Source organism: Deltaproteobacteria bacterium, assembly GCA_019310525.1.
Classification (GTDB): Bacteria; Desulfobacterota; DSM-4660; order Desulfatiglandales; family HGW-15; genus JAFDEE01.
Map to the genome: position 1 here is coordinate 113,595 of JAFDEE010000012.1, position 25,437 is coordinate 139,031.

Genomic DNA, 25,437 nt, shown 5'->3' on the forward strand with positions numbered 1-25,437 from the left:
CATCCCCCGGGCTCCAACTTGGAGCTAAAGGATGGACGATCACTACTATAAGGAGAAACTTTCCGCCGAACGCCTCAGGCGGTGTTACGAAATCGCCCCGCCCCGGGTGAAACAATACCTGGAGGCCGAAATCGCTTTCGTACTGGAAAGAATCCGGCACCGACACCTGGTCCTGGAACTGGGCTGCGGCTATGGCCGGGTCCTGAAACGGATCTTGGGGCATGCCCAAATCGTGGTGGGGATCGACAACTCCCTGGAGAGTCTGGCCCTGGCCCGGGAAGAAGTGGGCAGCCATCCTGCATGCCGCCTGGCTGCCATGGACGCATCCAGGCTCGGATTTCGAAAAGGGGTTTTCCACCGGGTACTGTGCATACAGAACGGTATTTCCGCCTTCAAGGTGGAGCCGCGCCGCCTTGTCCAGGAGGCCCTCCGCGTAACCCGCCGGGGAGGGAAAGTCCTGTTTTCCAGTTATTCGCACAGATTCTGGAACGAACGCCTGGAGTGGTTTCAAAGGCAGGCGGAACAGGGTCTCCTCGGGGAGATCGATTACGAGGCCACCGGCAACGGGGTTATCGTCTGCAAGGACGGATTCAGGGCGACTACCTTCGGGGCCGAGGAATTCCTCACCCTTGCGTCGGATTTCGACGTCTCCCCACTGGTCATGGAGGTGGACGAATCCAGTATATTCTGCGAGATGACCGTGTTAAAATAAGAATCGGCAAAAGGCCCTATGGAAGATCAGGTTTTTAAGGTGGGTGAAACCGAAAAGCAGGGAGGTAAAGAAGGATGGCAGTCATCACCGTATCAAGGCTGTTCGGTGCCGGGGGATGGACCCTGGGGCAAAGGCTTGCGAAAACACTGGGATATCGGTATGTCGACGAACGCATGATCAACGAAATCGCTGAAAAGATCGGAGTTACGAAAGAATGCATAAGGGCCTTTGAGCAGGAAGGAGCCACCCGGCTCAACAAGTTCCTGGACATGGTAGTGAGCAGGAATTTCATCGATCGGCATGTATCGAATAAGAGCGGCTACGTGGATGAAAAGCGTTACACACGGGCCGTTGAAGCCATCCTTCACGAGCTTCACAAGCAGGACAATGTGGTCATCGTCGGAAGGGCAGGGCAATATATCCTTAAGGGCTTCAGGGGGGTGTGGCGGATCTTCCTGGTGGACAACATGGAAGATCGGATCAGGATGGTCTCGAAAACCCACAAGGTAAGCGAATCAGATGCCGAGCGGCTCATTAGGACCAAGGACCGGATCCGCACCAACTTCCTGAGTTTTTTTGCCGATCCCAGCACCCACGAGGACCCCCGGTCGTATGACCTGACCCTGAACATGGAACACATCTCCCTGGAAAAGGCGGAACGGCTGATTCTCACCCTCCTGGACCGCTGATCCCCGATCTGTAAAGGGATTCCCGTGACAGGACGTTCCTCTCCAGGAAAGGTCCCGTCACGGGATCAAATCCAACTCCTGGCAAGGGGAGGATCTCCTCCCATTACTCCCCACGGGCCTCTATGCCGTGAAGAAACCGGAGCAAAAACCCTGATACGGTCACAAGCACTCCAAGCATAAGGATTCCCACCCGGAAATTCCATTCATCCGCAATCGCTCCAAGCACAACCGGAGCCACACCCAACCCGAAAACCACCCCCATGGCCACGGTCATCCCCGTAAAGGCGCTGCGGTCCCCTAAGCTGGTCAATCGGGAAATCGCCGTTATCCCGATCGGGAAAAAGGCGGTGCAAAAGGTCGCCTGGAGGGTGAGGAACACAACCACAGGGTAAAAACCCTGAACAAGGGCCAGAGCGACGGATGAGAGCCCCGTTACCAGGAGGGAAAAGAATAGGATCCGTCTTGCGCCGAAACGGTCTGCCAGGAAGCCGGCGGCCAGGGCCACAAAAAAACCGCCCACCCGGGAAAAGCCGAACACGGTATTGGCCGTTTCCAGTTCCATGCCCTTTTCCATGACCAAAAAAAGGGGGATGAAATTGTAAAGGCCCAGGTTGGCGGCCGCCGCGAAGATCCAGAGAATGGCCATGATCCAGAAAGCCTTGTGCCTTACAAGGAAAAGTATTCCTCCCTTTTCCCTCTTCCCGGCCCTCGTATCCGGTGAGAAAAAGGCGAAGAGAACGAGAGCGGCAATGCACCCGCCGCTCAGTATGACGAAAAGCGCTCGCCAAGGCAGATATCTAAGAAAAAAAGCTGCATAAAGGGGAATGAAGAGGATGCTGAATGAAGCGGCTGTATCATGAAACGCAATGGCCTTTCCCCAGTTTTTCCGTGTAACGATTTCTGTCAGGATGGGAATGGCACTCGGGAGGTAAACCCCTGCGCCCAGACCGATCACGAAACAGGCCAATGCAAGCTGAAAGAAGCTTTGAGCATATTGCAGGGAAAACAGGGCCCCACTGAGGATGAAAAATCCCCCAATGATGGAGCGCTTATACCCCAGGCGGGGTGAGAGCCAACCCGATAGCAGCAACGCCAGGGTGTACCCGACGGCCATTAGGGAAAAAAGACTGCCTGAGAGGGTATGGGTGATGCCCAGTTCTTCCTCAATGACAGGAAGCAGGGGAGAGATGATGGTCCGGGTCGAAAAACAGAGAAACCAGAGACACCAGAATACGAGAATCAGGAGAGCTTTCATGCGGGGCTTTATACACTTTCCCGTTCCCCCTTACAATCAGGAAATGCTCCTTTCCCGGAAAAGCTCGCTTACGCCGGGGAGTGGGCTAACCCGGAAAGGGTATTCCAGCTCCCGCTTGAAATTAAAGATCCTGTTCTGGATAAAAACAGCTTAGGCGATCATGAACAAGAGAAGAACGATGAATATTGAGGATCCGACCGTCAGGAAGCAGCACGTGTTGTTGATGGTTTCAATCATGATTCATGCTCCTTTCTTCCGGAAACCTTTTTAAAGCGGCCCCCGGGAGAACCAGTCCGATGGGTGGGGTCAGGCCGTTTCGACCGGGGGCCCCACTTCTAAGGAGCCTTCTGAACCCCGGGGGATCCCCCAGGGATGCAACTGACTTTCAAGCCCCATGTCCCTTGTATTTTGCAAAATGGGTACCACAGGGTTCAAAATGCCAACTTCCTGAATTATCAAGGTCTTGGTTCCTATGCCCTCGGCAAGGATGTCTCTGTAAATGGGAAAAGATGTACATCCCGGTATTCACCCTGTCAAAAAATATCCACCTTTGTCAAGATTCATGCGGACGGGGTGAGGCTCAACCGCAGCCGGAACACGATCTTATTTCCGGGAATCATCCCCTGCATACTCCTTTATGAGATTGTAAATCTCGCTAGGGGTTTTTTCCGCTCCTGAAGCAATCTCCTTCAATGGGACGTCCTCTTTCGCCTCCACACCTTTTTTCGCAAGATACTCGATCACCTCCGGAAGAGGCAGGCCATATTCACGGCACACTTCGGTGAGGGTCCGCCTCCCAAGTCCTGGTGGAGGAGTATCGGAAAGGGGCTTGGCATTCCCCGACGATTCCTCCTTTTTCGGCATCATCGCGATGTAGATTTCCTGCGGCGACAAGCCATGTTTCGCCGCGATCTCTTTAAGGGACTGGGTATCGTTCTCAACGTGGACGCCCGATGCCCTGAGCCTGTCGACTGCCTCGTCCAGATTCAGGCCGATTCTGGATGCGAAGCTCTTGAGTGAGGAGAGTTCGGCATGCCCGTAAGGAGGTTCTCCGTATTTCCGGGCTCCCGCCTCTTTTACTGCCTCGTTCAGGTCAAGCACCCACTGAAAGGGGGGCAAACCCCAATAGGTGCCTACCGAAAAAAGGAGAACGAGGAAAAGGGCCGCGTTGAATTCCCTGGTGAAGACCTTCAACCGCCTCCCTCGGTCCTTCAGGTATGAAAGGATCGGTCTCCAGTTGTAATAAACATGGAAGAAAAGGGATAGGAGGAAAAGCAAGCCCACATTGATATGAATGTTCGTCCACTGGTTCTTGCTCAGCCCCCAGAGGTGCCAGCCCGCCCAATAGGCTACCCGCCCTTGGGGCACTACGTACAGGATGACGCTTGTCAGGATCATGATCAAGAAGGATAAGCCCGCCGTAAGGGACATGATTTTTCTGATACTCATAGTTCATCAGCCTCCCACATTTTTTTCGGTGTTCCTCTCCCCAGGCCCTGAAAACACGAGATATGCAAATTATCCCAGATTATGCATGACAAATTTTGAAAGAAGTTGTTTCTTTAATGATTGTAGAGTGTTGAGCATCTTTCCGGATCAGATTACATTCACCAAAAAGGTGAAGTCAGAAGACATCGAATTTATTCAAAATTTGTCACCCTTCGGGATTGCCGATTTTGCCGAATCTGCTGCGTTGTAAATCTTCGGCAAACTTGGCAATTGCATAATCCGGGATTATATCTCGATATCAGGGGAGATCTCTTTAGTAGAGTTCAAAAGAAGAAATGGGTTTCACAGAATCGTTCACCATGGTCCCCTTGACAGAATGATCCCACTCAAGGACAATATTTTTTGCTTACTTCATGAAATCTTTCCCTAACTCCTTTGAAATCCAGGGTGATTTCCGCCCGGACCTACTGCCCATGAAGGGGGGGAGTATGTTTGATAAGGTAAAGGCCGCCAGTGAGCGTATCAGGGGCCACGCCCACAGGACTCCTGTAATGACCTCCCGTACCCTGAATCGATGGGTCGGGGCGGAAGTTTTTCTGAAATGTGAAAACTTCCAAAGGATGGGGGCCTTCAAGTTTCGGGGGGCCTTCAACACTATGTCGCAGTTGAGTGAAAATCAACGAATCAATGGGGTGCTGACCTATTCCTCCGGGAACCATGCCCAGGCCGTGGCACTCGTTGGACAACTCCTGAACATCCCGGTCACCGTGGTCATGCCCAGGGACGCCCCGATCACCAAGCGGGCCGCCACTGAGGCCTATGGTGCAACCGTCATCGACTATAACCCGGAGGAAGCCAACCGGGAGGAAGTGGCCAGGGACCTGGCGGAATCCCAACCTTATACCCTGATTCCACCCTTTGACCACCCGGAAATCGTCGCCGGCCAAGGGACTACAGCAATGGAGCTCCTTGAGGATGTCCCCTCCCTGGATATGTTACTGGTCCCTTGTGGAGGGGGCGGTCTGCTCAGCGGTTGCGCCATCGCCGCAAATGGCCTCCGGCCCGGCTGCCGGGTGATCGGGATTGAACCCGAACTTGCTGACGATGCCACACGGTCCTTCAAGACCCGGAAACTCCACCGCGTTCACAACCCTCCCACCATCGCCGATGGCACCCGTACCCCCTCTCTCGGAAAAATCACCTTTCCCCTGGTCCTGGAATACGTGGATGACATGAGTACCGTTACCGAAGAGGCCATTATCACGGCGGTACAATTCCTGTTCTACCGAATGAAGCTGGTAGTGGAACCCTCAGGTGCCCTTGGCCTCTCCGCCCTCCTGAGCGGGGCCATATCCCCTCGGGGAAGGGTGGGAGTGATCCTCAGCGGTGGGAATATCGATGGTCCCACTATGACCATGATCCTGAACCAGGGAAACACAGGAATTTGACGGACTCTCATGGAAAATCTGAAAATACCGACGGCAGACGAATTGAGTTTATAAAGGAGAGAAAGGAGAGAAAAACCATGGTCAAAACCGAAATTCCGGGTCACGGAGAACTCGCGATCCGGTACCTCGTCCTGGATTATAACGGCACCCTAGCTGTGGATGGAGAACCCCTTCCAGGGGTGAAAAAGGCCCTTACGGCACTCTCCGGTGACGTGGAGGTCCACATCCTGACGGCGGATACCTTCGGAAAGGTCCGAAGCAGGATGGCCGAAGTTCCCTGCGTTATTTCCGTGCTCCCGCCCGGGGGCCAGGATAAAGGGAAACTCGATTACATAACGAGGCTTGGCCCACGGCAAACAGCCTGTATCGGGAACGGCCGTAACGACCGGCTCATGGTGAAGGAAGCGGCCCTTGGGATCGCCGTGATCTTAGGGGAAGGTGCATCAACAGAGACGCTTCTCGCCGCCGATGTGGTTTGCACTGACATCCTTTCCGCCCTGGAACTCCTGAACCATCCATTACGCCTGACCGCCACTTTGAGGACTTAAGAACACTGAAGGAAATCACAAGTCAAGATGAAACTTTTCGAAAAAATCACGGCGGCGAGAGACATTCTGGAACTCCCCGAACGGGCCACCCGGAAACAGATCAAAGCCAACTACAGGAGACTCCTCAGAGAATGGCATCCGGACAGGGGAACCCGGGCCGACAAAGAAATCCGTGAAAGACGGACGCGGCAGATCATTGAAGCTTACAGGATCATCCGGACTTATTGTGACAACTACCGGTATTCTTTTACCGAGGAAGAGGTCCGCAATTACCTGTCAGGTGAAGAGTGGTGGATGGAGCGCTTCGGGACGACCACCCCCGGGGGGAAATCGAATCCATGATAGGAGATTTGAGGATGTATTTAGTGCCCATCCATAAATGGCCCTTTTCCCCAATCTCTGCGCCTGCCTGTGCCGGACCTATCTGCCATTCCAAGGGGCAGGCAGGCACGGCAGACAGGTCAGGCTCAGATTTTAGTTAAAATCTTCGCCTTCCTTGACCTTGAACAAAATTGCCTATTTATGGATGGGCACTACTTAACAGGCTGTTAACAGCTTGTTAAACAGTCATTGATATTTTCAATGAAAGAACAAACGCCGAAGAGAAGTTACTATACTTCCAAAACGCAAAGAAGCATAAAGCAAGCAGAACCCAACCAAGGGAACACTGCAACAATTGACAAAAAGAGGAGGATCATACATATCGTTGGACCAGGCGCAATTGAGAATCATCACTACCACAATGTGGCTTGTCCCACTGAGTCTTGCACTCAGCTTCGGCTCAAGATGAGACCGCCCTTTATAAAAGCACGGCGGGAGATTCAAAGGGAACGCCCACCCGTAAGCGGCTAACAGGGACGAAATCAAAAAAGGCGCTTTTCGAAAATCCATACCCTCTTTTACACTTCGATCCAACACAAAATTTCCCGGGTCAAAAACCCAGGGGTAAACCTGAGATCACCATATATGGTGCTTTTCTTTCTCGGATTCACAAGAATTGTTTCTAAAAAAAACATTAACCCTCATTAATCTCACTGAACCAGACTTCATCTTTTTTCTTGACTGATAAAAACGATTTCCTTATACTTTGTCTCTCGGAAAAACAAGATCTTAAACCAACCAACTTTCCTTCAAGGCATTTTTTGAGGAGGAGGTTCCGGGCTTACAAAACAGCAACCGAAGCGATATTATGCACAGCGTTTTTAAATGCTTGCTGTGACTTTTCCATGAGCTCGGAATACCGCCATCTGTTTACAAGATGGAGCATACTCTATCCCGACAGACCGGGCGACTCTTCTTACACATCGAACTTTTCAGACAACCACGAATTGGATTTGACTGCGGGTTACGGTAGATCCTCCAGGTAATTCTTACTTATTGACACCCTTTATTTTAACCCGGATTATGCGTGACAAACTTAAAAAGTCTTTTATTTAATGATTACAGACTGTTGCATATCTTTGCAGATCAAATTGCATTCATTATAATTTGTCCACACCTCATTTGGGCTCCCTACCCTTCGGGAGGTCCCCCGGTTTGAGCCTTACGCAGTTTATCTGCCGGCGGTTTGGCGGGCTTGTCAAGCTGTAGCAGTTACGGAGGCGGAAGATCAGGCGAAAAATGGATTTGCAAAGGTCTCGCAAACTCGACGCTTGCAAGATCCAAGTACGACATAATATGAGGAAAGAAAGGAGGTGAAGCCAAAAAGGTCCGTGGGTCATAGGGTTTATTAACTCATAAACAAGCCAAGGAGCTTTCAAGACCATGAAAAGAAGAATTGCATTTTTAGTGGCAGGGGTTTTTTTGATCTCAATATTAAGCTTAACTTTGATACCGGGGTATGCTACCGCAAAAACCATCAAGCTCAGCTATGCACAGTTTGCACCTGCTAAAACCTTCGTAGGTGTCCAACTGGAGAGATGGAAAAAAGAAGTCGAAAAACGAACAAATGGCAAGGTAAAGGTAGATGCTTATCACGGAGGAACCTTGCTCGGCGCAAAAAACATGATAGACGGCGTTATTGCGGGTACAGCGGATATCGGCTGTCTTTGCATGGCATACCAACCCGGCCGCTTCGTGATCACTAACGCCACCAGCCTGCCTCTCGGATTTCCAAACGCCCGTGTTGCAAGTCTGACTCTTTGGGACCTTTACAAAAAGTACAATCCAAAAGCATTTTCCAAAGTAAAAGTTCTTTCCATGTTCACGTGCGGCCCTTCAAATATTATGTCCAAGATTCCCGTCCGAACCCTCGCTGATCTCAAGGGTCTCGCTTTGCGCGCATCCGGAGGTGCCGCAAAAATACTGAAGGCATGGGGGGCGAATCAGGTCGGGATGCCCATGTCCACAGTGCCCGAGGCCCTTCAAAAGGGTGTGGTAAAAGGTCTGTTCTCCTCGCTTGAAGTCATGAAAGACTTCAGGTTTGCTGAAATTTGCAAATATGCGACCATCACCAATACGGTGATTTATCCCTTTGCTGTCGTCATGAACAAGGACAAGTGGAATTCCCTGCCTGGAGACGTCAAAAAGGTCATGGAGTCCATGGCAAGGGAACATGCGGAGTGGACCGGCAGCTATATGGACGATCACATTGCGGAGGCCATTGAATGGTCTAAAAAAGAGCAGGGCGTCGAAATAATCCAGCTATCCAAAGCAGAAAAAGCCAAATGGGACAAACTCCTTGAACCTATCACAGCAGGCTGGATTGAAGATGCAAAAAAGAAAGGGATTCCCGGGGACGCTATAGTGTCTGATATCAAGGCGTTCATGAAAAAATATCAATAAAGATACAAGAAATCTTTGATGGGTGGGGTTGTGGATTTCGCAAGATTAAAAAGAGATAAGGAATCCACAACCCGAATTCATCTTCAGGAGTGCTGAAGATCATAAAAAAGGTTGGGCATTGACACTGGAGGCACAACATGGAAGCACTCAAAAAAGCAACCCATTTTCTGAACGTGGTCCTCGTCTGGATAGCGAGCTTTTTTCTGGGCGCAATGATTTTTTTAACGTGCGGCAATATTTTCCTGCGCGCGGTTTGGCTTCCCTTAAGGGGAACTTTTGAACTGATGGGATACTTCGGAGCGATAGTGACAGCTTTTGCATTAGGTTATGCACAGATTGGACGTTCCCATATTGCTGTTGATATTTTGGTGCTTCGCTTCTCAAAGAAAACCCGCAAGATTCTGAACGGCGTTAATTACCTCATTTGCACTGTTTTCTTCTCTATAGTGGCATGGCAGATAGCCAAACATGCAACAACCTTATGGAAGACGGGGGAAGTAACGGAAACGCTCCGATTTGCTTATTATCCTTTTACATACGGTGTTTCACTTGGTTGCCTTGTTTTAGCATTGGTCATGTTTGTTGATTTTCTGCAATTGCTTATCGGCGATAAGGGGGAAAAATAGATGGACCTTGCCGTAGTTGGAATCATTGGAATCATAATCCTTCTCCTTGTACTTTTTTTCCTGGGAATGCCAGTCGGTTTTGCCATGGCGGTTGTGGGGTTTTGCGGATTTGCCTATGTGATTTCATTTAAAGCCGCATTAAACATGGTAGCCATCGATATATGGGCGACATTCTCAAAATACGGCCTCACCGTGATACCTCTTTTCATTCTAATGGGTTACCTGGCATTCAACTCCGGCATCGCAGAAAAACTATACAACACCGCCTACAAGTGGTTTGGACATTGGCGCGGGGGGCTGGCGATAGCGACTATCGGTGCTGATGAGCTTTTTGCTGCAATTTGCGGCTCCAATACAGCAACGGCAGCCACCATGGGTGCCATAGCCATACCGCAAATGAAGAAATACAATTATGATGCAAGGTTAAGCAGCGGCACCGTGGTTACCGGCGGCACGCTTGGTACGGTCATGCCACCCAGCGTGCTTCTTATTATTATCGGGCTTCAAACAGAACAATCCATCATCAAACTTTTCCTGGCAGGAATATTGCCGGCGATTCTTCTTGGGATCCTCTTTGTATTGACAATCTCAGTTCTTTGTCGAATTTATCCTGATTTTGGACCTGCCGGGCCGAAAACAACCTTCAAGGAAAAGCTCAAATCCCTTGCAGGAGTTACGGAGGCCATAGCCATATTTGTGCTGGTGATAGGCGGTTTGTATGCGGGCATCTTCACTCCTACTGAAGCGGGAGCCGCCGGGGTTTTACTGACACTCATTGTCACCGCACCGGCAGGTAGGCTGAAGTGGAAAGGAATTGTTGATTCTGTGAGGGATACATTGAAAATTTCCTGTATGGCGTTTGTCCTCGTTACAGGGGCTTTGATTTTCGGTCGATTTCTGGCTGTAACCAGACTCCCTTTTTTGGTAGCGGATTTCGCCGCCTCACTTCCCGTGTCGCGATACCTCATCCTGACGATTGTTTTGCTGATTTATTTGGTCGGCGGTTGTTTCATGGACGCCCTTGGTTTTCTGGTACTCACAATCCCTATATTTTTCCCGTTAGGAAAAGCCCTTGGTTTTAATCCAATATGGTACTCGATTATTATCACTATGGTAACAACACTCGGAGCGATTACACCGCCTGTCGGCGTGAATATATATGTAGTGAAAGCACTGGCCCCGGAAATAGACATAGGCACTATTTTCAAGAGCGCATTTTTCTTCCTCCTGGCCTGTATTGTTTCTATCGCGATTTTAATCATATTTCCTCAAATTACTCTGTTTATACCGAATTTGGTCCATTAACATTGATGAACTTTTTGGCTAGACAAACGGGCTGACGGCCTCGCCTGGCTTACAAGGGAAATTTTCCTTTACTCTTCCCTTAAGAAACGAGCTCGTATCTGCAAAAATACCGCCTGATTCTTCATGATCAAAAATGAGGCCCCCGCTTCAAGCGAGACCTTTGAAAAATGCTCAATTTTGGTCAAGTTCAAGGAAGGCGAAAATTTCAACCACAGGAATACATTTATAGTATTTTGAGGATTGAAATTTAAGCCTGACGCAGAAATTGGGCAAAAGGGGGCGTTTTTCAAAGGTCTCCAAGCAGCGGGGTGTCTTGTATGGAACTGCGACGGAGCCAACCCCCCTTCCCGCAAAAGGGTTGAGGCACGCTCACCCCGCCACTCCCCTATGTGCCAAGTTACAGAGTATCCTGAGAGAGGCGAACGGATACAATAGTTGTTTGCTCAACCATTAGCTGGCTCGATAAGTTACCAACCATCAAAAACTTAGCATAACCTACTTAAAACAAAGGCTTTTATTCTTTTTTCTTGACATAACCCAAAAAGTTGTCTATGCAACTAATTAGTTATCAATCGATGAGCCCTGGGAAAAAACCTACCTATCAACGTCACCCGATTTCTTCTTGAGCTTTATCATAAACCATTTTCATGGCTTTCGGGCTCAATACCCGAATCCAGCGTAACCAGCCTTGAATCCGTCAGGAATTTAATGAAATCTATTCATGAAGGGGGGTAAAGACATGTGTCGTTTAACAAAAGCTCTGATCAGCACAGGTTTGTTCGTAATGCTGGCATTATGCCCCGTAATTCCCGGTATCGCTGGAGAGGCTCAATTTACTGCACGCTATGCCACTCAGTTGTCCAAGACCTTTCACCTTACCGAGACAGATTACAAATTCGCCGAACTAGTGGCCCAAAAGACCGACGGCCGCCTTAAAATCGATGTATACCCGGCCGGCCAGCTTTACAAGGGACGCTCGATTGTTAAGGCGATTGTGGATGGGGCCTTACAGATTGGCATTGTTTACAGTGGGGCTTGGAACGGGCAATTGCCGTATATTGATATTTTTGATGTGCCCTTTGTTTTCAAAAGCATGGAGGATATCCACCAAGCCATAGCCGGACCTTTAGGCGGAATGATTGCCAGGGACATGGAGAAATTCAACGCCAGATTGTTATATGTGGGTTACTATGGACGCAGTTTCGAGATAGCCAACCGCATAAGACCTTTGAAAACCAGGGGCGATTTCAAAGGACTGAAGATACGCTGTAACCTGCCTACGGCGGTGGCGGCCATAAGCGCCATGGGGGCCGCACCCGTAAAGATGTCTTCTTCAGAAGTATACATGGCGCTGCAGCGCAAGACCATCGATGGTGTGGTTTCAGGTGCGCAGTCCATCGTTAAACGCAAGTGGAATGAAACCTGTAAATTTCTCACCATAACCAATGGAAGCTACTCGCCTTGGCCGGTGGTCATGAATCTGAAGTTCTGGAATAAACTGCCGGCCGATATACAAAAAGCTGTCATGGAGGCGGCGGCGGAAGTGAGTCGGATGAGCTTAAATCGCGCTGAAAAGGAGGACGCCGCCGCACTCGCACAAGCCAAAAAATCCATGGATGTCCACCTGCTTCAAGGCCTATGGCCGGAAGCCCGTGATGCCGGTCTGGCTGCGTGGCGAAAACGTACCGGCGATCAGAAAGCCGATGATATCTTGAAGCTTCTGGGGTTGTAAATCACTCGCAGCTCATTGCCAACACCGGTTCTCTGGCGGTCAGATCGCCGGAGGGCCGGGCTTCAATCCTTTCTGCCGATCGATTATCAACTCCAACCGTAAAGGAGAAGAGAGATCTCCGTGCCCAAAAGGGATTACATCAGGAATACAGACCCGGTCCAGGGCCGTTTTGAATGCGCCGTGGAATGGCTGATTACTTGGGCGGCCCGGGTGGCCGGAATCCTGCTGCTTGTTGTGGGATTTTTTGTATTCTACGAAGTGGTATGTCGTCATATTTTCCGATCTCCCACACTCTGGGTAATGGACTACTCTATCTACTTGGTGATGTGGGCCGTTTTTTTGGGTTCAGCGTACACAATGCGCAGCCGGGGGCACGTACTCGTGGATGTCGTCATAAGCAGAATTGACCCAGGCATTCGTCGGATCATAAAACTCGGCATTCACGTTATCATTTTCCTTTTTGCTCTTACCATCACATCAGCGGGAATTTATTCCTGCATCCGCGCCTACCAGATGAAGGAACTGACTCTCTCAGCACTATACATACCGCTTTATTATCCGATGAGTTCCATACCAGTCGGCTTTGCCCTGTTGGCTCTGGAAGAAATGAGTATGATCCGCAAACTGGTATCTTCGCAGTTGGATACCGGGAGCCGGAGAGGAAAAGCTCATAAATGACAGCCTTTGTTTTTATACTTGTATCCATCTGCTTGATTGTCGGAATGCCGGTGGCCTTTGCCTTGGGGATCGTCGGGTTCGGCGGGCTTTTCGCCTTAGATGGCACGGCGGCTTTTTACGGCGTCACCATGATTGTTTACGAGAGCCTGCACAGTTTTACTCTGACCGCTATTCCTCTGTTTATCCTGATGGCCAATATCCTCATTCACTCACGGATCAGCGAAGATCTCTACCGGTTCATCCACAGTTTGGTGGGTCATTGGCCCGGAGGGTTGGGCATTGCCACGGTGTTGTTCTGTGCCGGTTTTTCGGCCATCAGCGGCTCGTCGGTGGCTACCGCGGCGACGGTGGGCATGCTGGCGGTGCCTGAAATGCTTCAGTTAGGCTATGATCGGCGCTTTACTTTCGGCCTCGTTGCCGCCGGCGGGACACTGGGAATCCTCATACCGCCCAGTCTTTCAATGATACTTTACGGCGCCCTTACTGACGTTTCAGTGGGTGACCTGTTTATTGCCGGCATTATACCCGGTATTATCTTGACGTGCCTTTTCCTGTGTTATGTCGTGCTCCATACCCACAATAAGGGTTACACCAGGACCCGCCCCGCAGACCGGCAGGAAAAAGTAACGGCATTAAAACGTGCGGGATGGGGTATGGTGCTGCCACCGCTGGTGGTGGGGGGGATTTATCTGGGCTGGTTTACACCGACTGAAGCAGCCGGAATCGGAGTGGTTTACAGTATGGCGGCGGCTTTGATTACCAGGCGTCTTCGAATAGTCAATTTGATGCCGGTGCTTCTTGCCACCTTGCGCACAACAGCCATGGTGTTGATCATCATCGTGGGAGCCTTACTCTTCGGCCATGTGGTCACTATCCTGCAGGTACCTCAACGGCTGATTACCTATCTGGCCGCACTCGATGTTTCTCCCTGGCAGTTTATAATTCTGGTCTGTATTATCTTTATTTTTCTGGGTGATTTTCTGGAGGTGGTATCGATCACCATAATAACACTTCCAATTATTTTTCCCATCCTGTTAGCCCTGAATATCGATCCGGTCTGGTTTGCTGTAATCATGACGATCAATATGGAATTTGCTTTGATTACCCCCCCGGTGGGATTAAACCTCTTTGTTATCAAAGGTGTTGTCGAAGATGCCACCCTGTTTGATGTCTTTCGCGGCACTTTGCCGTTTATGATTTTGATGCTGGCCACTTTGATTTTGATCATCCTTTTCCCGCAACTATCTATATGGCTGCCTTTCTTATTGCACTGAAATATGTTACATGATCAATTTTTATGAAAGGATTGTCAGGAGTTGAAAGGATACTTAAAGAAGAATTCCCCTTTTACTCATTTTCAATTGAAGGCAAGTGAAAAAATACGACATAGATGAATCCTTCGGAACTATTGTGCACTGGGCGGAGAGAGCCCTTATCAACAGGCTGAACCATAACTTCCGAAAAAGCGGCTTGGATATCACCACTGAACAATGGCGTGTGCTTGCAAACCTCTGGAACCGTGAGGGACAAAGCCAGCAGGAGCTCGCCGAATGCACTCGAAAGGACAAGACCGGCATCACGCGTATTGTTCAAGGCCTTGAGAAAAGGAATCTTGTTGTTCGAATCGCTGATACATCCGACAGCCGAACCAAATTGCTCTATTTAACCAAAAAGGGCAGGGAATCCATAAAAGTGCTTATCAAAATGGCGATTCGAACCCTTGAAGAAGCAAAGGCCGGGATTCCAGAAGAGGAAATACAGATCTGCAAAAAAGTACTGCGCAAGGTGACCGAGAATCTTAAAGATCTTGATAATGCCGATTAAAATCCTGCCACCGAAAGTCAACTGAAGGATCCGGTGTTATCTATTTTGCTTTGAAACGCATATTTTTGCCCTCCAAAATTGTATACAGTATACGGTGTACACCTAGAGAGTGACGGGTCCGCCGAACACCTCTAAAAGGAGAAATGAATGCGAATCGGAATCGATGTAGGCGGCACATTCACGGACGTTGTTTTAATCGACGACCGAACAGGGCTGTTTCACTACGCCAAGACGCCCACAACTCATTTTGATCTGGCGGAAGGAGTACTCAATGGATTGAGGGATATCCTGAATATAGCGAACATATCCATGGATCAGGTGGACTATATCATCCACGGGACAACCATAGGAACTAATGCCATTGTGGAGGGCAAGGGAGCAAGGATCGGGCTTATCACCACGGCGGGTTTCGAGGACGTCCTTGAAATCAGGCGTGTTGCCAGGCCAAAGGAGGCGGCCTTTGATTTTGGGGCGGATAATCCCCCTCCTCTCGTCCCTCGGTATTTGAGAAAAGGGGTCAGGGAACGGATCGACAGCAAGGGATGCGTGGTGGTCCCTTTGGAAGAAAAAGATGTAGAGCAAGTTTGTGCCTTTTTCAAGGAACAGCAGATTGAGGCCGTGGTCGTATCTTTTCTTTTTTCCTTCCTGAACCCCCTGCATGAAAAACGGGTGGCCGAGATCGTGGGGGATCTCCTTCCGGGGATTCCCGTCTCCCTCTCTTCGGAAATCTGCCCGGAGTTCCGCGAGTACGAGCGGACCTGCACAACCGTCATGAACGGCTACCTGGGGCCGGTCATCCGGGACTACATGGACAATCTGACGGCCCGCTTGTCAAGGGAATTCGGAGAAGTGACGCTTCACATCATGCAGAGTAACGGCGGCACCATGACAGCTGAAGTGGCTAAAGATCATGCCTCCCATCTCATCAACTCAGGACCGGCCGGAGGGGCCATTGCCGCTGCCTTTGTGAGTCGCTTGACCGGAAGCGCAATGGCCGTTGGCGCGGACATGGGTGGAACCACCTTCGACATTTCCATTATCGACCAAAACCTGCCCAAAACCACTACGTGGGGTGGAGTAACCAATTATCCCATCAAGCTTCCTATGGTGGACCTCAAGACCATTGGAGCAGGCGGTGGAAGCATCGCCTGGGTGGATGAGGGAGGAGTCCTCAATGTAGGCCCGCAAAGCGCCGGGTCCGACCCCGGACCGGCTGGTTACGGTTGGGGAGGAACCCTGCCAACTGTATCAGATGCCAACCTCGTCCTTGGCAGGCTGAACCCCGATTATTTTCTTGGTGGGAAACTCCCGCTCTACCCCGAAAAGGCCCGGGCGGCAATAGAGGAACACGTGGCCAAGCCCATGAACCTGAGTGTGGAAGAGGCCGCAGCCGGCATCATTCGCATTGTCAACGCAAATATGGCCAAAGGCATCAGCGGGAACTCTGTTGAAAGGGGTTACGACCTGAGGGAATTCGCCCTTATCACCATGGGCGGGGCGGCGGCACTTCATGCAGCGGAGATCGCCAAGGAACTGAGTATGGCCCGAGTGATCGTGCCCGCAATGAGCGGCAATTTCTCGGCCGTCGGCATGGTGGTAGCCGATATCCAGCATGACTATGTGCGCACCTATGCGAAAAAGCATTGGAACATTCACCCGGAGGATCTTCTGGCCCGGTTCAAAGAGATGGAAGAGGAAGGGATGAAGCAGTTAAGGGAAGAAAAAGTCCCCGAAGATCGTATAGAAATCACCTGGTCGGCGGACCTGCGATACGAAGGGCAGTCCTGGGAGCTGAACACCCCGATCCCCGTAAATCACGCACTCAAGACAGGAGATATCCTGAAAATCGTGGAAGATTTCCATGCCCTTCACCAGCGGGTCTATTCCTATTCGGAGCCGGAGGAGACGGTGGAATTTATTAATCTCCGGGTAAGGGTCAAAGGCCTAAACCCACCCATTGCCATGGAAGCTGAATATCCGGAGGACACCGGATTTACAGGGGAACCAAAGGCCCTGAGGCCGGTCTACTTCGAAGGGGCCGGGTGGCAGGAGATTCCAATATATGAAAGGGATCTGCTTCCTGTAGGATCCCGTGTCCCAGGCCCCTGCATAATAGAAGAGAGAATCTCAACAGCCCTCATCCCCCAAGGGTTTACGGGCAGCATAGATTCATTCCGGAATATCATCATGGTTCAGGAACACTGGGAACAGACAAACATAGGAGGACGAAATGCCCCCTAAAGTGGATGCCATAACCATGCAGGTCATTCGGTACGGCCTGGAGGCGGTTGCCGATGACATGGGATACAATCTGATGCGCATGGGCCGCACGACCATTGTCAAGGAGATCATGGACATCAACTGCGGGGTGCTGGATGCGGACGGCGGTATCCTGGCCCAAGCCCACCTCTGCCCTTTGATGATGTTCAGTCTCCCCACCACCGCAGCCCACATGATAAAGCACTTTGACCGTTTTGAGGACGGTGATGTGATTATTTCCAATGATCCCTACCTGGGGGGACAACATCTACTTGACGTCCAATTCTTTTCCCCGGTCATCGTGGAGGGCGAGCTGGTGGGATTCGTGGCCAATATAGCACACCAGCTGGACATGGGGGGCGCCGTTCCCGGCGGCGTTGCAGGAGGACTCACCGAGATTTTCCAGGAAGGCTTGCGTATCCCTCTTGTCAAGCTTTACAGGGCCGGTGAAGAGGATGACCAGATATTCGACTTCGTCGCGGCCAACATCCGCATTCCGGAGAAAACGCTTGAAGACTTCAGGGCCCAAGCGGCCACCACCTTTGTCGGTGTCAGGCGGGTCAAGGCCCTGGTCCAAAAATACGGCCTGGACGTATTTCGCGAGTGCACTCGAATGCTCAAGCGTTACAGCGAGGGGATCGTCAGAAGATTCATCTCGGATCTCCCGGACGGCACATACTCAGGGTCGGACTATCTGGATGACGACGGCCAGGTGGAGGCGCCGGTCAGGGTCCAGGTCAACGTCCATATTCAGGGCGATCAAATGCACGTGGATTTCGACGGGAGCAGTCCTCAGACCAAGGGGAATGTCAACTGCCCCTGGGCCTGTTCCCAGGGAGGGGTTTTCTACACAATGGTGGGAATCATCGATCCCCACATGCCCCTGAATGCCGGAACATTCAACCCCATCAAGGTTTCGAGCAGGGAAGGACTGCTTACAAACCCCCTTCCTCCGGCGGGAGTCACGGCGCGGAGTCAAACCATGACCAAGATCGTGGAAGCCATGCTCCAAGCCATGAGTGAACTGGTTCCTGACCGGGTTGTAGCGGGCAGTCACGGGCAGGCCTGCACCAACAGCTTCTCAGGCGTACACCCCGAGACCGGCAAACGCTTCGGATACATCGAGATTCAGGGGGGTGGTGCCGGGGCCCGCCCCACAAAGGACGGACCCGACGGCCAGGATCTTCACCTGGGCCGTTTCATGAACACCCCGGTGGAGGCGGTGGAAATGGAAAACCCGGTCATGATCGAGCGCTACGAGTTTATTCCTGATTCGGGGGGGCCTGGAAAATTCAGGGGAGGACTCTCTCTTAGAAGGGACATTCGATTTCTGACGGACGTCATCTGGGCACGTTACTCGGATCGACAAAAATTCAAGCCCCAGGGACTGTTCGGAGGCAAGGAAGGCACCATGGGGCGTCTGGTTCTCAACCCAGGAACGGACCGGGAAACACCCTGTCGCTCCAAAGGTGTTGATACCATTCAGGCAGGGGATGTTCTGAGCATCCAGCTCCCGGGAAGCGGAGGGTATGGCCCGCCTGAAGAACGTGATCCTGAAAAGGTCAGGTGGGATGTAATAAACGGTAAAGTCAGCCTTGAATCAGCAATAAAGGATTACAAAGTCGTTTTCACCGACGACCTGAGCGTGGATGAACAAAAAACAAGAGCATTACGGAGCTCTTCAGCGGAAGAAAGGGGGTGAAGCAAGGCATTGATGAAATCATAATTTAAGAAGTGTCCATCCATAAAGCAGGCGATTTTATACAAGATCAAGTCTCCGGCCCGGAGGGGAAGGCGGGAAATTTTACCGCCCCGTGAGGGATACCAAGCGGGACGGGCATCCATACCTTGATGTATTTCTGGGATTATAACTTCTCCGCCCGGTAGCGACGACTCCCCACCCATCGGGTGGGTCCCAGACCCGAGAGATCAGGGATAAGGGCCGTTTATGGATGGGCACAGGGAAAGGGATTATTGAGCGGGCCATTATTATTCCAAACATCTTTTCATCAAGGGAGGAGAACCATGAAACGCCTCGTCATTTTTTTCTTCCTGGCAATGACCCTGTCCTGCTTCCTGATCCAGGGGCCGGTCCTGGCAAAACCCCAAACACTGAAAGCTGTCAGCTTTCTACCCAAGGATCATCCCCTCTGTGCCATGATCCATGTTTGGGTTGACAGGGTAAACGAGCAATGCGGAGACAAAATCAAGATCGACTGGGTCGGCGGACCCGAAGTAATCGGAGGTTTTGACCAGGCCCAGGCGCTCCGCCTCAAAACCGTCCATCTCATATTCAACCCCGCCGCCTACTATGCCCCCCTGGCACCGGAAGTGAACGCATTTCAACTCTCAAAGCTTACGATGGCTGAAGAACGAAAACCGGGCGGTTTTTACGACTTCATGGTCGAGCGGCACAAGAAGATCGGAATGATGTACATCGGGACCTGGCTCTATGATCCCTTTTATCTTCGAATCAATAAGGAAATCAAATCCATCAAAGAGCTCAAGGGCGTCAAAATGAGGACCTCCGCCCTCTACGACCGTTTCATGAAAAAACTCGGGATCATACCGGTTACCGTCAAGTTCGGGGAAACCTTCACCGCACTAGAGCGGGGCCTCGTGGACGGCTTTGGATTCGCGACGCTGGGCCCGGCTGACTGGGGATGGCTGGAGCACTGCAAGTATATCATTGATATCCCCTTTTACACCCGTCAAAACACCCTCATTCTCATGAACCTTGAGGTATGGAACGGTCTTGACAAGGACCTTCAGGAAAAAATCATGGATATCACCATCAAATTTGAACCGGAGATGGTGGCCTACTTTAAAAAGAAGATCGACAAGGAATGGGAAAGATATGCCAAGATGGGGATAAAGAAGATCCATTTCTCGCCGGAGGAAAAAAAACAGTATCTCGACGCCGCTTACAATGCTGAGTGGGAAGATCTGGAGAAAAAGGTTCCGGATCTGGTTCCGACCCTCAAAAAATTGACCGGAAATATATGACCAATTCTCTCGACGGGAAGCACCCTGGCATTTGTGCCGGAGTGTGCTTCCCTGTTTCGGGATTGAAACCGCTTCCTGTATTACATGAAGTCGATATCTTTTTGGAGATTCTATGAAACGGTTTCTTTTTATTTTGGATAAGGCTATTGACGGGATGTCTTTTCTGGCCGGAGTCAGCCTCATTTTCATCATGTTTGCGGTATGCGGGGATGTGCTTCTGAGGACCTTTTTCAAGATGCCTCAAATATGGGTAACCGAAGTGATCGAATGTATGCTCCTGTATATAACTTTCCTGGCTGCCGCCTGGCTTCTCAGGGAAGAAGGTCACGTTCAGGTGGACATACTTATAACTCGACTGAAACCGCGGACTGTGGCCATGCTCGGAATCGCAAGCTCAATCATCGGCATCTTCGTCTCATTGGTGCTTACGATATTTGGAACTTCCGTCACATGGGACTATTACCAGCGTGGAGTCTACACGCCTTCGGCCATGGAGATCCCTGTTTATCTGATCCTTCTTATTATCCCGATAGGAAGTCTGTTTCTGCTTTTTCAATTCATCCGCAGGGCGGCCAAGAACTTTGCCGGATTTATAATCGAGAAGGACGGCTCCGGAGAAGAATCATGAAAGGGGGTGCAACATGGAATGGTGGATGATACTCGGGCTGATCTTCTGCGCCCTCATGCTCCTTTTTATTATCGGTGTGCCGGTGGCCTTCGCCTTCCTGTTTATCAACATCATCGGCGTGTATTTGCTCTGGGGAGGCCAGGCAGGACTCAATCAACTTGTGCTGAGCATCTACCGCTCCGTCTCTACATTTTCACTGCTACCGGTGCCGCTTTTCATACTCATGGGAGAAATCATGTTCCGGGCCGGGATCGCTCCCAAGATGATGGACACCCTGGACAAATGGATCGGGCGCATTCCAGGCCGCTTGAGTTTGTTGGCCGTGGGCGGTGGGACCTTATTCTCCACCCTTTCGGGGTCTGCAATGGCGGGCTGCGCCATGCTCGGGTCGGTCCTGGTTCCCGAGATGGAAAAACGCGGTTATAAAAAGGCAATGAGCATTGGACCGATAATAGGAAGCGGTGGACTTGCCATAATGATCCCGCCGAGCGCCCTTGGTGTGCTCCTGGCCTCCCTCAGCCGCATCTCGGTAGGGGGAATGCTCATGGCCATCATCATCCCCGGGATCATTATGGCACTTCTTTATGCCGGATACATTATACTTCGCGCCTGTCTCCAGCCTGATCTGGCACCCTCTTACAGAATCGAAAAAGTCACTCTTGCTGAGAAACTCATGCTCACACTCAGGTATGTGCTTCCGCTTGGGACAATCGTCTTTCTTGTGATCGGGCTTATGTTTATCGGGATTGCAACGCCGACCGAATCGGCAGCCTTGGGCGCACTCGGGTGCTTTGGGCTGGTGTTCATTTATCGGGGCTGGAATTGGGAGGTAATAAAGGGATCCGTTTCCGCAACGCTCCGGATCACCGTCATGATGTTCATGATTATGACCGGCGCCATGGCATTCTCCCAGATACTGGCCTTCAGCGGTGCAAGCTCAGGGCTTGTCAGCCTTGCGGGAAGCGTGGAACTGCCCCCCATGATGATTCTGATATTTATGCAGGTTATTCTTCTTTTCATGGGGATCTTTATGGAACCCCTGACGATCATGATGGTGACGCTGCCCATATACATGCCTATCGTGAAGGCCTTAGGATTTGACCCGCTTTGGTTCGGAACGATCATGTTGATAAACATGGAGATGGCCACCACGACGCCTCCATTTGGACTGGTCCTTTTCGTCATGAAGGGGGTTGCACCGCCGGATACAAAAATGGGTGATATTTACAAGGCCGGATTACCGTTTCTGCTTTGTGACGCGATTGCCATGGGGCTGATCATGGCATTTCCATCCCTGGCGCTTTATCTGCCGAGCCTCATGTAACGGGCTCGGTTTGATCGGGGATATGTGATCAGGTAGGCGGCGGTCTTAAATGAAATTCATGAGCCTTTGATCAACCCGGGAGACGAAGATGAACGAAAACACTATCCTGAAAGACCTTCGGCACGACGCGCACGAGGGATCCCTCAGATACAAGGGCGTCCGGTACCTCCTGATCCGCCCTGAGACCATCGTAGGCTTCCAGAAGGCCATTGAGGGAAGCACCGGCGAGGGGCAATGTGAGGCCCTTTACAAGGGAGGGTTTGATGGAGGATATTTGTCATCAAAAAATTACAGGGAAATACACGGGTTCACAGAACTTGAAGTACTGGACTTTATGGCCCGCATGGGCGGGGAAATAGGCTGGGGACGTTTCAAGATCGAACGATACGACCCAAATACCCGAGCCCTGGAGGTATCGGTGACCGCTTCCCCTTTTGCAGAGGCTTATGGTGAGTCCGCACACCCCGTGTGCCACCTGATTCGCGGTATTGTGGCGGGGATGGGCTCCGCTCTCCTTGGGATTAAGTGCGATGCAGTGGAGACCGCCTGTTCAGCCATGGGGGCCGATAGATGCCTGTTCAACTTGATTGTGGGTTATTAAAACATTGGGTTACTGGACACTACTTGAAAGCAAGAATGCTTTCAGGGCATATGGGTCTGAACGAGAGGCGAAGAAATGGAAGAAAAAGATATTTTAAATGGGAAAAAGATACTGATCGTTGACGACGAGGCCGATATCCTGGCAACCCTTCAAGACCTGCTCTACATGTGCCTCATAGATCAGGCCAAAAACTATGAAGAGGCAATACGGCTTCTGGAGAGAGAAAAATACGATGCCGCGATCCTTGATATAATGGGGGTTCGTGGTTATGATCTTCTCGATGAAACCACCCGCCTCGGCATCCCCACACTCATGCTAACGGCCCATGCCCTGAGTTCGGACAACTTTGTGAAGTCAATCCGATCAGGGGCACAAGCATATTTACCAAAAGACAGGATCACGGAAATAGCGATCTTTCTCCGAGATGTGCTCAAGGGAAAGGGTGACAAATCAAAGAGGTCCATGTGGTTTAAACGACTGGAATCCTTTTTCGAGGAAAAGTTCGGGGCGGACTGGCGGGAGAGACAGGATCCGGAGTTCTGGAAAAAATATTTTTACATATGAAAGGAGAAAAAGACAGCAGCGATGATCAAATCCATGAACATTGCCTGGTGGGTTCAACGCTGGAGTGAGCTTCACCCGGAGAAAACGGCGATCATCTTCAAAGGGGAAACCATCTCTTACCGGGAATTACACAAGCGGGCGGACAGGACCAGTTGCTGGTTTCAGTCCCTTGGGATCGAAAAAGGGGACAGAGTGGCCGCCATGGTGATCAACTGTCCTGAATTTCTAGAAATTTTTCTGGCTTGCGCCAGGTTGGGGGCGATCTTTATTCCCGTCAACTTCCGCCTCGCAAAACCCGAACTGGATTTCACCCTCAAAAACTCGCGGCCCCGTCTCTTTCTTTTCTGTGAGAGGTACATCGATTCGGTTGAAGCACTGGGTCTTGGAAAAAATCTCCCCCTCATGCTTCAGGCTGTGCTTCGGGAGCCTGAATTTGCCTCGAACCGAACCAACAATTTTCTCGATTACCATCAGGGTTGCGCTGCCTTTGACGGCAAATCGCCTTTCCTGACCAAGTCCCTGGGTCCTGCGGATCCGGAGGAGCCTCACGTCATCATGTACACCTCAGGGACTACGGGCCAACCAAAGGGCGCCGTGCTTTCCCATAGAAAAACTTTCTTTAACTGCCTTAATGCTGATATCTTCTTCAAGCTGCATTTCGACGACATAATGCTGGTCGTGCTTCCGCTTTTTCATTCCGGGGGTCTCTTCATTCAATCGGCTCCCATACTTTACAAGGGTGGAACCCTTGTGATTCACTCAAAATTCGATCCCAAGCTCACATTTCAAGACATCTCCCGTTATCGGGTCACCAAGTTTCTGGGTGTCCCGACCGTCTACCGGGCACTGCTGCGGGTACCGCCCGAAGAACGAGGGGATCTGTCCTCCCTTAAGGTCTGTGCCATCGGAGGAGAGAAGACCACGGTTGAGCTGTTGAGGAAATGCAGCCAGGCCGGGTTCCCCCTGCGACAGATCATGGGCCAGACCGAGACATCCATTCTTTTGTGGGCATCGGAAGAGGATTCCCTCAAAAAACCCGGAACAGTTGGAAGACCCGTATTCCATGCCGATGTGGAGATCGTGGATCGAGACGGCAGGCGTGTCCGTCCCGGTGAAATCGGCGAGATAGTAGTGCGCGGCTCCATAATGATGAAGGAATACTGGCAGGACCCGGTGAAGACAGAGGAGACCATCAAGAACGGCTGGCTTCATACAGGAGACCTGGCCCGGATGGACGAGGACGGATACTTTTATCTCGTGGACCGGGCCAAGGACATGTACATATCAGGAGGCGAAAACGTATATCCCGCGGAAGTGGAGAAGGTATTGCGCCAGCACCCGGGGGTCGAGGACGTGGCCGTTGCCGGTGTGCCTGATCCGGTCTGGGGAGAGACAGGCGTGGCCTTTGTCATCCCCAGGAAAGGCAACGTACTGGACCCCGCGGAGCTCCTAGACCTTTGCGATGGTAAGCTTGCGAAGTATAAGTGGCCTAAAAAGGTGGTGTTTTGCGAAGACTTTCCAAGGACCTCCTTGGGTAAGGTGAGAAAACGAATCCTTGGGTAAGGTGAGAAAACGAATCCTTGTGGAAACCCATAAAGGCAAAGAGCAGGAAATAAAACCTAAACTGAACGTTTCAAAATTTTGATGAATCCTTTTATTTTAGATATATCAAAAAAGTACATGGTAGTGTCCGACAGGGTATCATGACCTGTAAGGTCAAAGGCATGCCATATGTGTATTTTTCAAATCATCAAATTTTGAAACCCTTCGGGATTTCCGATTTTACAGGATCTGCTGCGTTGCACTCCGGACCGGGAATCCCTCATCCCGGTCCCAAGGACCTGCAGGATAGTACCCGGCGGGCAAAGCCTCGGGAGGGCGACCAAATCCTGGGCCGCGTTGTCTATAAGAAGTTTCTCAGGATATCTGTCAGGCAGGGTCTCGTCCCCGGGGCACATATGGGCTTCCACCCTGGCAGGAGAGGCAGGTGGCTCCATGCTTGACC

At 51.0% G+C, this 25,437-nt stretch carries 22 protein-coding genes; 20 read left to right on the top strand and 2 right to left on the bottom strand.

Annotated elements, in window-relative coordinates:
• Positions 1-31: 31 nt before the first annotated feature.
• A complete protein-coding gene (locus JRF57_03435) occupies positions 32-712 on the top strand; it encodes a class I SAM-dependent methyltransferase (GenBank protein ID MBW2302747.1) in 681 nt (226 codons plus the stop codon).
• A 74-nt stretch (positions 713-786) separates the two neighbouring features.
• The gene (locus tag JRF57_03440) at positions 787-1,401 is read left to right on the top strand and encodes a cytidylate kinase-like family protein (GenBank protein ID MBW2302748.1); all 615 of its coding nucleotides are present in this window, start codon (positions 787-789) and stop codon (positions 1,399-1,401) included.
• 103 nt (positions 1,402-1,504) lie between these two features.
• On the opposite strand, the gene JRF57_03445 is transcribed toward JRF57_03440, so the two are convergent.
• Both JRF57_03445 and JRF57_03450 read right to left on the bottom strand, forming a co-directional pair.
• Entirely contained in the window at positions 1,505-2,656 is a 1,152-nt protein-coding gene (locus JRF57_03445) for an MFS transporter (GenBank protein ID MBW2302749.1), read from the bottom strand.
• A gap of 603 nt (positions 2,657-3,259) precedes the next feature.
• On the bottom strand, positions 3,260-4,099 hold the full coding sequence (locus JRF57_03450) for a DUF4405 domain-containing protein (protein MBW2302750.1): 840 nt from the start codon (positions 4,097-4,099) through the stop codon (positions 3,260-3,262).
• Between the two features lie 479 nt (positions 4,100-4,578).
• Here JRF57_03450 and JRF57_03455 point away from each other — a divergent pair, with 479 nt between their 5' ends.
• The 18 genes from JRF57_03455 (at position 4,579) to JRF57_03540 (ending at position 24,995) form a co-directional block, all read left to right on the top strand.
• Positions 4,579-5,553 carry a threo-3-hydroxy-L-aspartate ammonia-lyase gene (locus tag JRF57_03455; GenBank protein ID MBW2302751.1) on the top strand — a complete coding sequence of 325 codons (975 nt, stop codon included), beginning with the start codon at positions 4,579-4,581 and terminating at the stop codon, positions 5,551-5,553.
• A gap of 77 nt (positions 5,554-5,630) precedes the next feature.
• Positions 5,631-6,101: an ATPase P gene (locus JRF57_03460; protein MBW2302752.1), complete on the top strand. Its 471-nt coding sequence runs from the start codon at positions 5,631-5,633 to the stop codon at positions 6,099-6,101.
• 27 nt (positions 6,102-6,128) lie between these two features.
• Positions 6,129-6,443 carry a J domain-containing protein gene (locus JRF57_03465; GenBank protein MBW2302753.1) on the top strand — a complete coding sequence of 105 codons (315 nt, stop codon included), beginning with the start codon at positions 6,129-6,131 and terminating at the stop codon, positions 6,441-6,443.
• A 1,422-nt stretch (positions 6,444-7,865) separates the two neighbouring features.
• Entirely contained in the window at positions 7,866-8,885 is a 1,020-nt protein-coding gene (locus JRF57_03470) for a TRAP transporter substrate-binding protein (protein MBW2302754.1), read from the top strand.
• Between the two features lie 137 nt (positions 8,886-9,022).
• Complete coding sequence (locus JRF57_03475) at positions 9,023-9,511, top strand: TRAP transporter small permease (GenBank protein MBW2302755.1); 489 nt, start codon at positions 9,023-9,025, stop codon at positions 9,509-9,511.
• Positions 9,512-10,816: a TRAP transporter large permease gene (locus tag JRF57_03480; GenBank protein MBW2302756.1), complete on the top strand. Its 1,305-nt coding sequence runs from the start codon at positions 9,512-9,514 to the stop codon at positions 10,814-10,816.
• Positions 10,817-11,555: 739 nt separating this feature from the next.
• Positions 11,556-12,548, top strand: a complete 993-nt coding sequence (locus tag JRF57_03485) for a TRAP transporter substrate-binding protein (protein MBW2302757.1) — start codon at positions 11,556-11,558, stop codon at positions 12,546-12,548.
• Positions 12,549-12,668: 120 nt separating this feature from the next.
• Positions 12,669-13,226, top strand: coding sequence for a TRAP transporter small permease (locus JRF57_03490; GenBank protein ID MBW2302758.1), 558 nt, complete (start codon positions 12,669-12,671; stop codon positions 13,224-13,226).
• Positions 13,223-14,500, top strand: coding sequence for a TRAP transporter large permease (locus JRF57_03495; GenBank protein ID MBW2302759.1), 1,278 nt, complete (start codon positions 13,223-13,225; stop codon positions 14,498-14,500). Before JRF57_03490 ends, JRF57_03495 begins: the two co-directional genes overlap by 4 nt.
• A 97-nt stretch (positions 14,501-14,597) precedes the next feature.
• Positions 14,598-15,050: a MarR family transcriptional regulator gene (locus tag JRF57_03500; protein MBW2302760.1), complete on the top strand. Its 453-nt coding sequence runs from the start codon at positions 14,598-14,600 to the stop codon at positions 15,048-15,050.
• A gap of 147 nt (positions 15,051-15,197) precedes the next feature.
• On the top strand, positions 15,198-17,291 hold the full coding sequence (locus JRF57_03505) for a hydantoinase/oxoprolinase family protein (protein ID MBW2302761.1): 2,094 nt from the start codon (positions 15,198-15,200) through the stop codon (positions 17,289-17,291).
• Positions 17,281-19,011 carry a hydantoinase B/oxoprolinase family protein gene (locus tag JRF57_03510; GenBank protein ID MBW2302762.1) on the top strand — a complete coding sequence of 577 codons (1,731 nt, stop codon included), beginning with the start codon at positions 17,281-17,283 and terminating at the stop codon, positions 19,009-19,011. The genes JRF57_03505 and JRF57_03510 overlap by 11 nt, the downstream gene beginning before the upstream one ends.
• A gap of 323 nt (positions 19,012-19,334) precedes the next feature.
• Entirely contained in the window at positions 19,335-20,315 is a 981-nt protein-coding gene (dctP, locus tag JRF57_03515) for a TRAP transporter substrate-binding protein DctP (GenBank protein MBW2302763.1), read from the top strand.
• 112 nt (positions 20,316-20,427) lie between these two features.
• Positions 20,428-20,943: a TRAP transporter small permease gene (locus tag JRF57_03520; GenBank protein ID MBW2302764.1), complete on the top strand. Its 516-nt coding sequence runs from the start codon at positions 20,428-20,430 to the stop codon at positions 20,941-20,943.
• 13 nt (positions 20,944-20,956) lie between these two features.
• A complete protein-coding gene (locus JRF57_03525; GenBank protein ID MBW2302765.1) occupies positions 20,957-22,267 on the top strand; it encodes a TRAP transporter large permease subunit in 1,311 nt (436 codons plus the stop codon).
• 88 nt (positions 22,268-22,355) lie between these two features.
• A complete protein-coding gene (locus tag JRF57_03530) occupies positions 22,356-22,868 on the top strand; it encodes a 4-vinyl reductase (protein MBW2302766.1) in 513 nt (170 codons plus the stop codon).
• Positions 22,869-22,943: 75 nt separating this feature from the next.
• On the top strand, positions 22,944-23,432 hold the full coding sequence (locus JRF57_03535; GenBank protein ID MBW2302767.1) for a response regulator: 489 nt from the start codon (positions 22,944-22,946) through the stop codon (positions 23,430-23,432).
• 33 nt (positions 23,433-23,465) lie between these two features.
• Positions 23,466-24,995, top strand: a complete 1,530-nt coding sequence (locus JRF57_03540) for a long-chain fatty acid--CoA ligase (protein ID MBW2302768.1) — start codon at positions 23,466-23,468, stop codon at positions 24,993-24,995.
• The last annotated feature ends 442 nt before the right edge of the window (positions 24,996-25,437 follow it).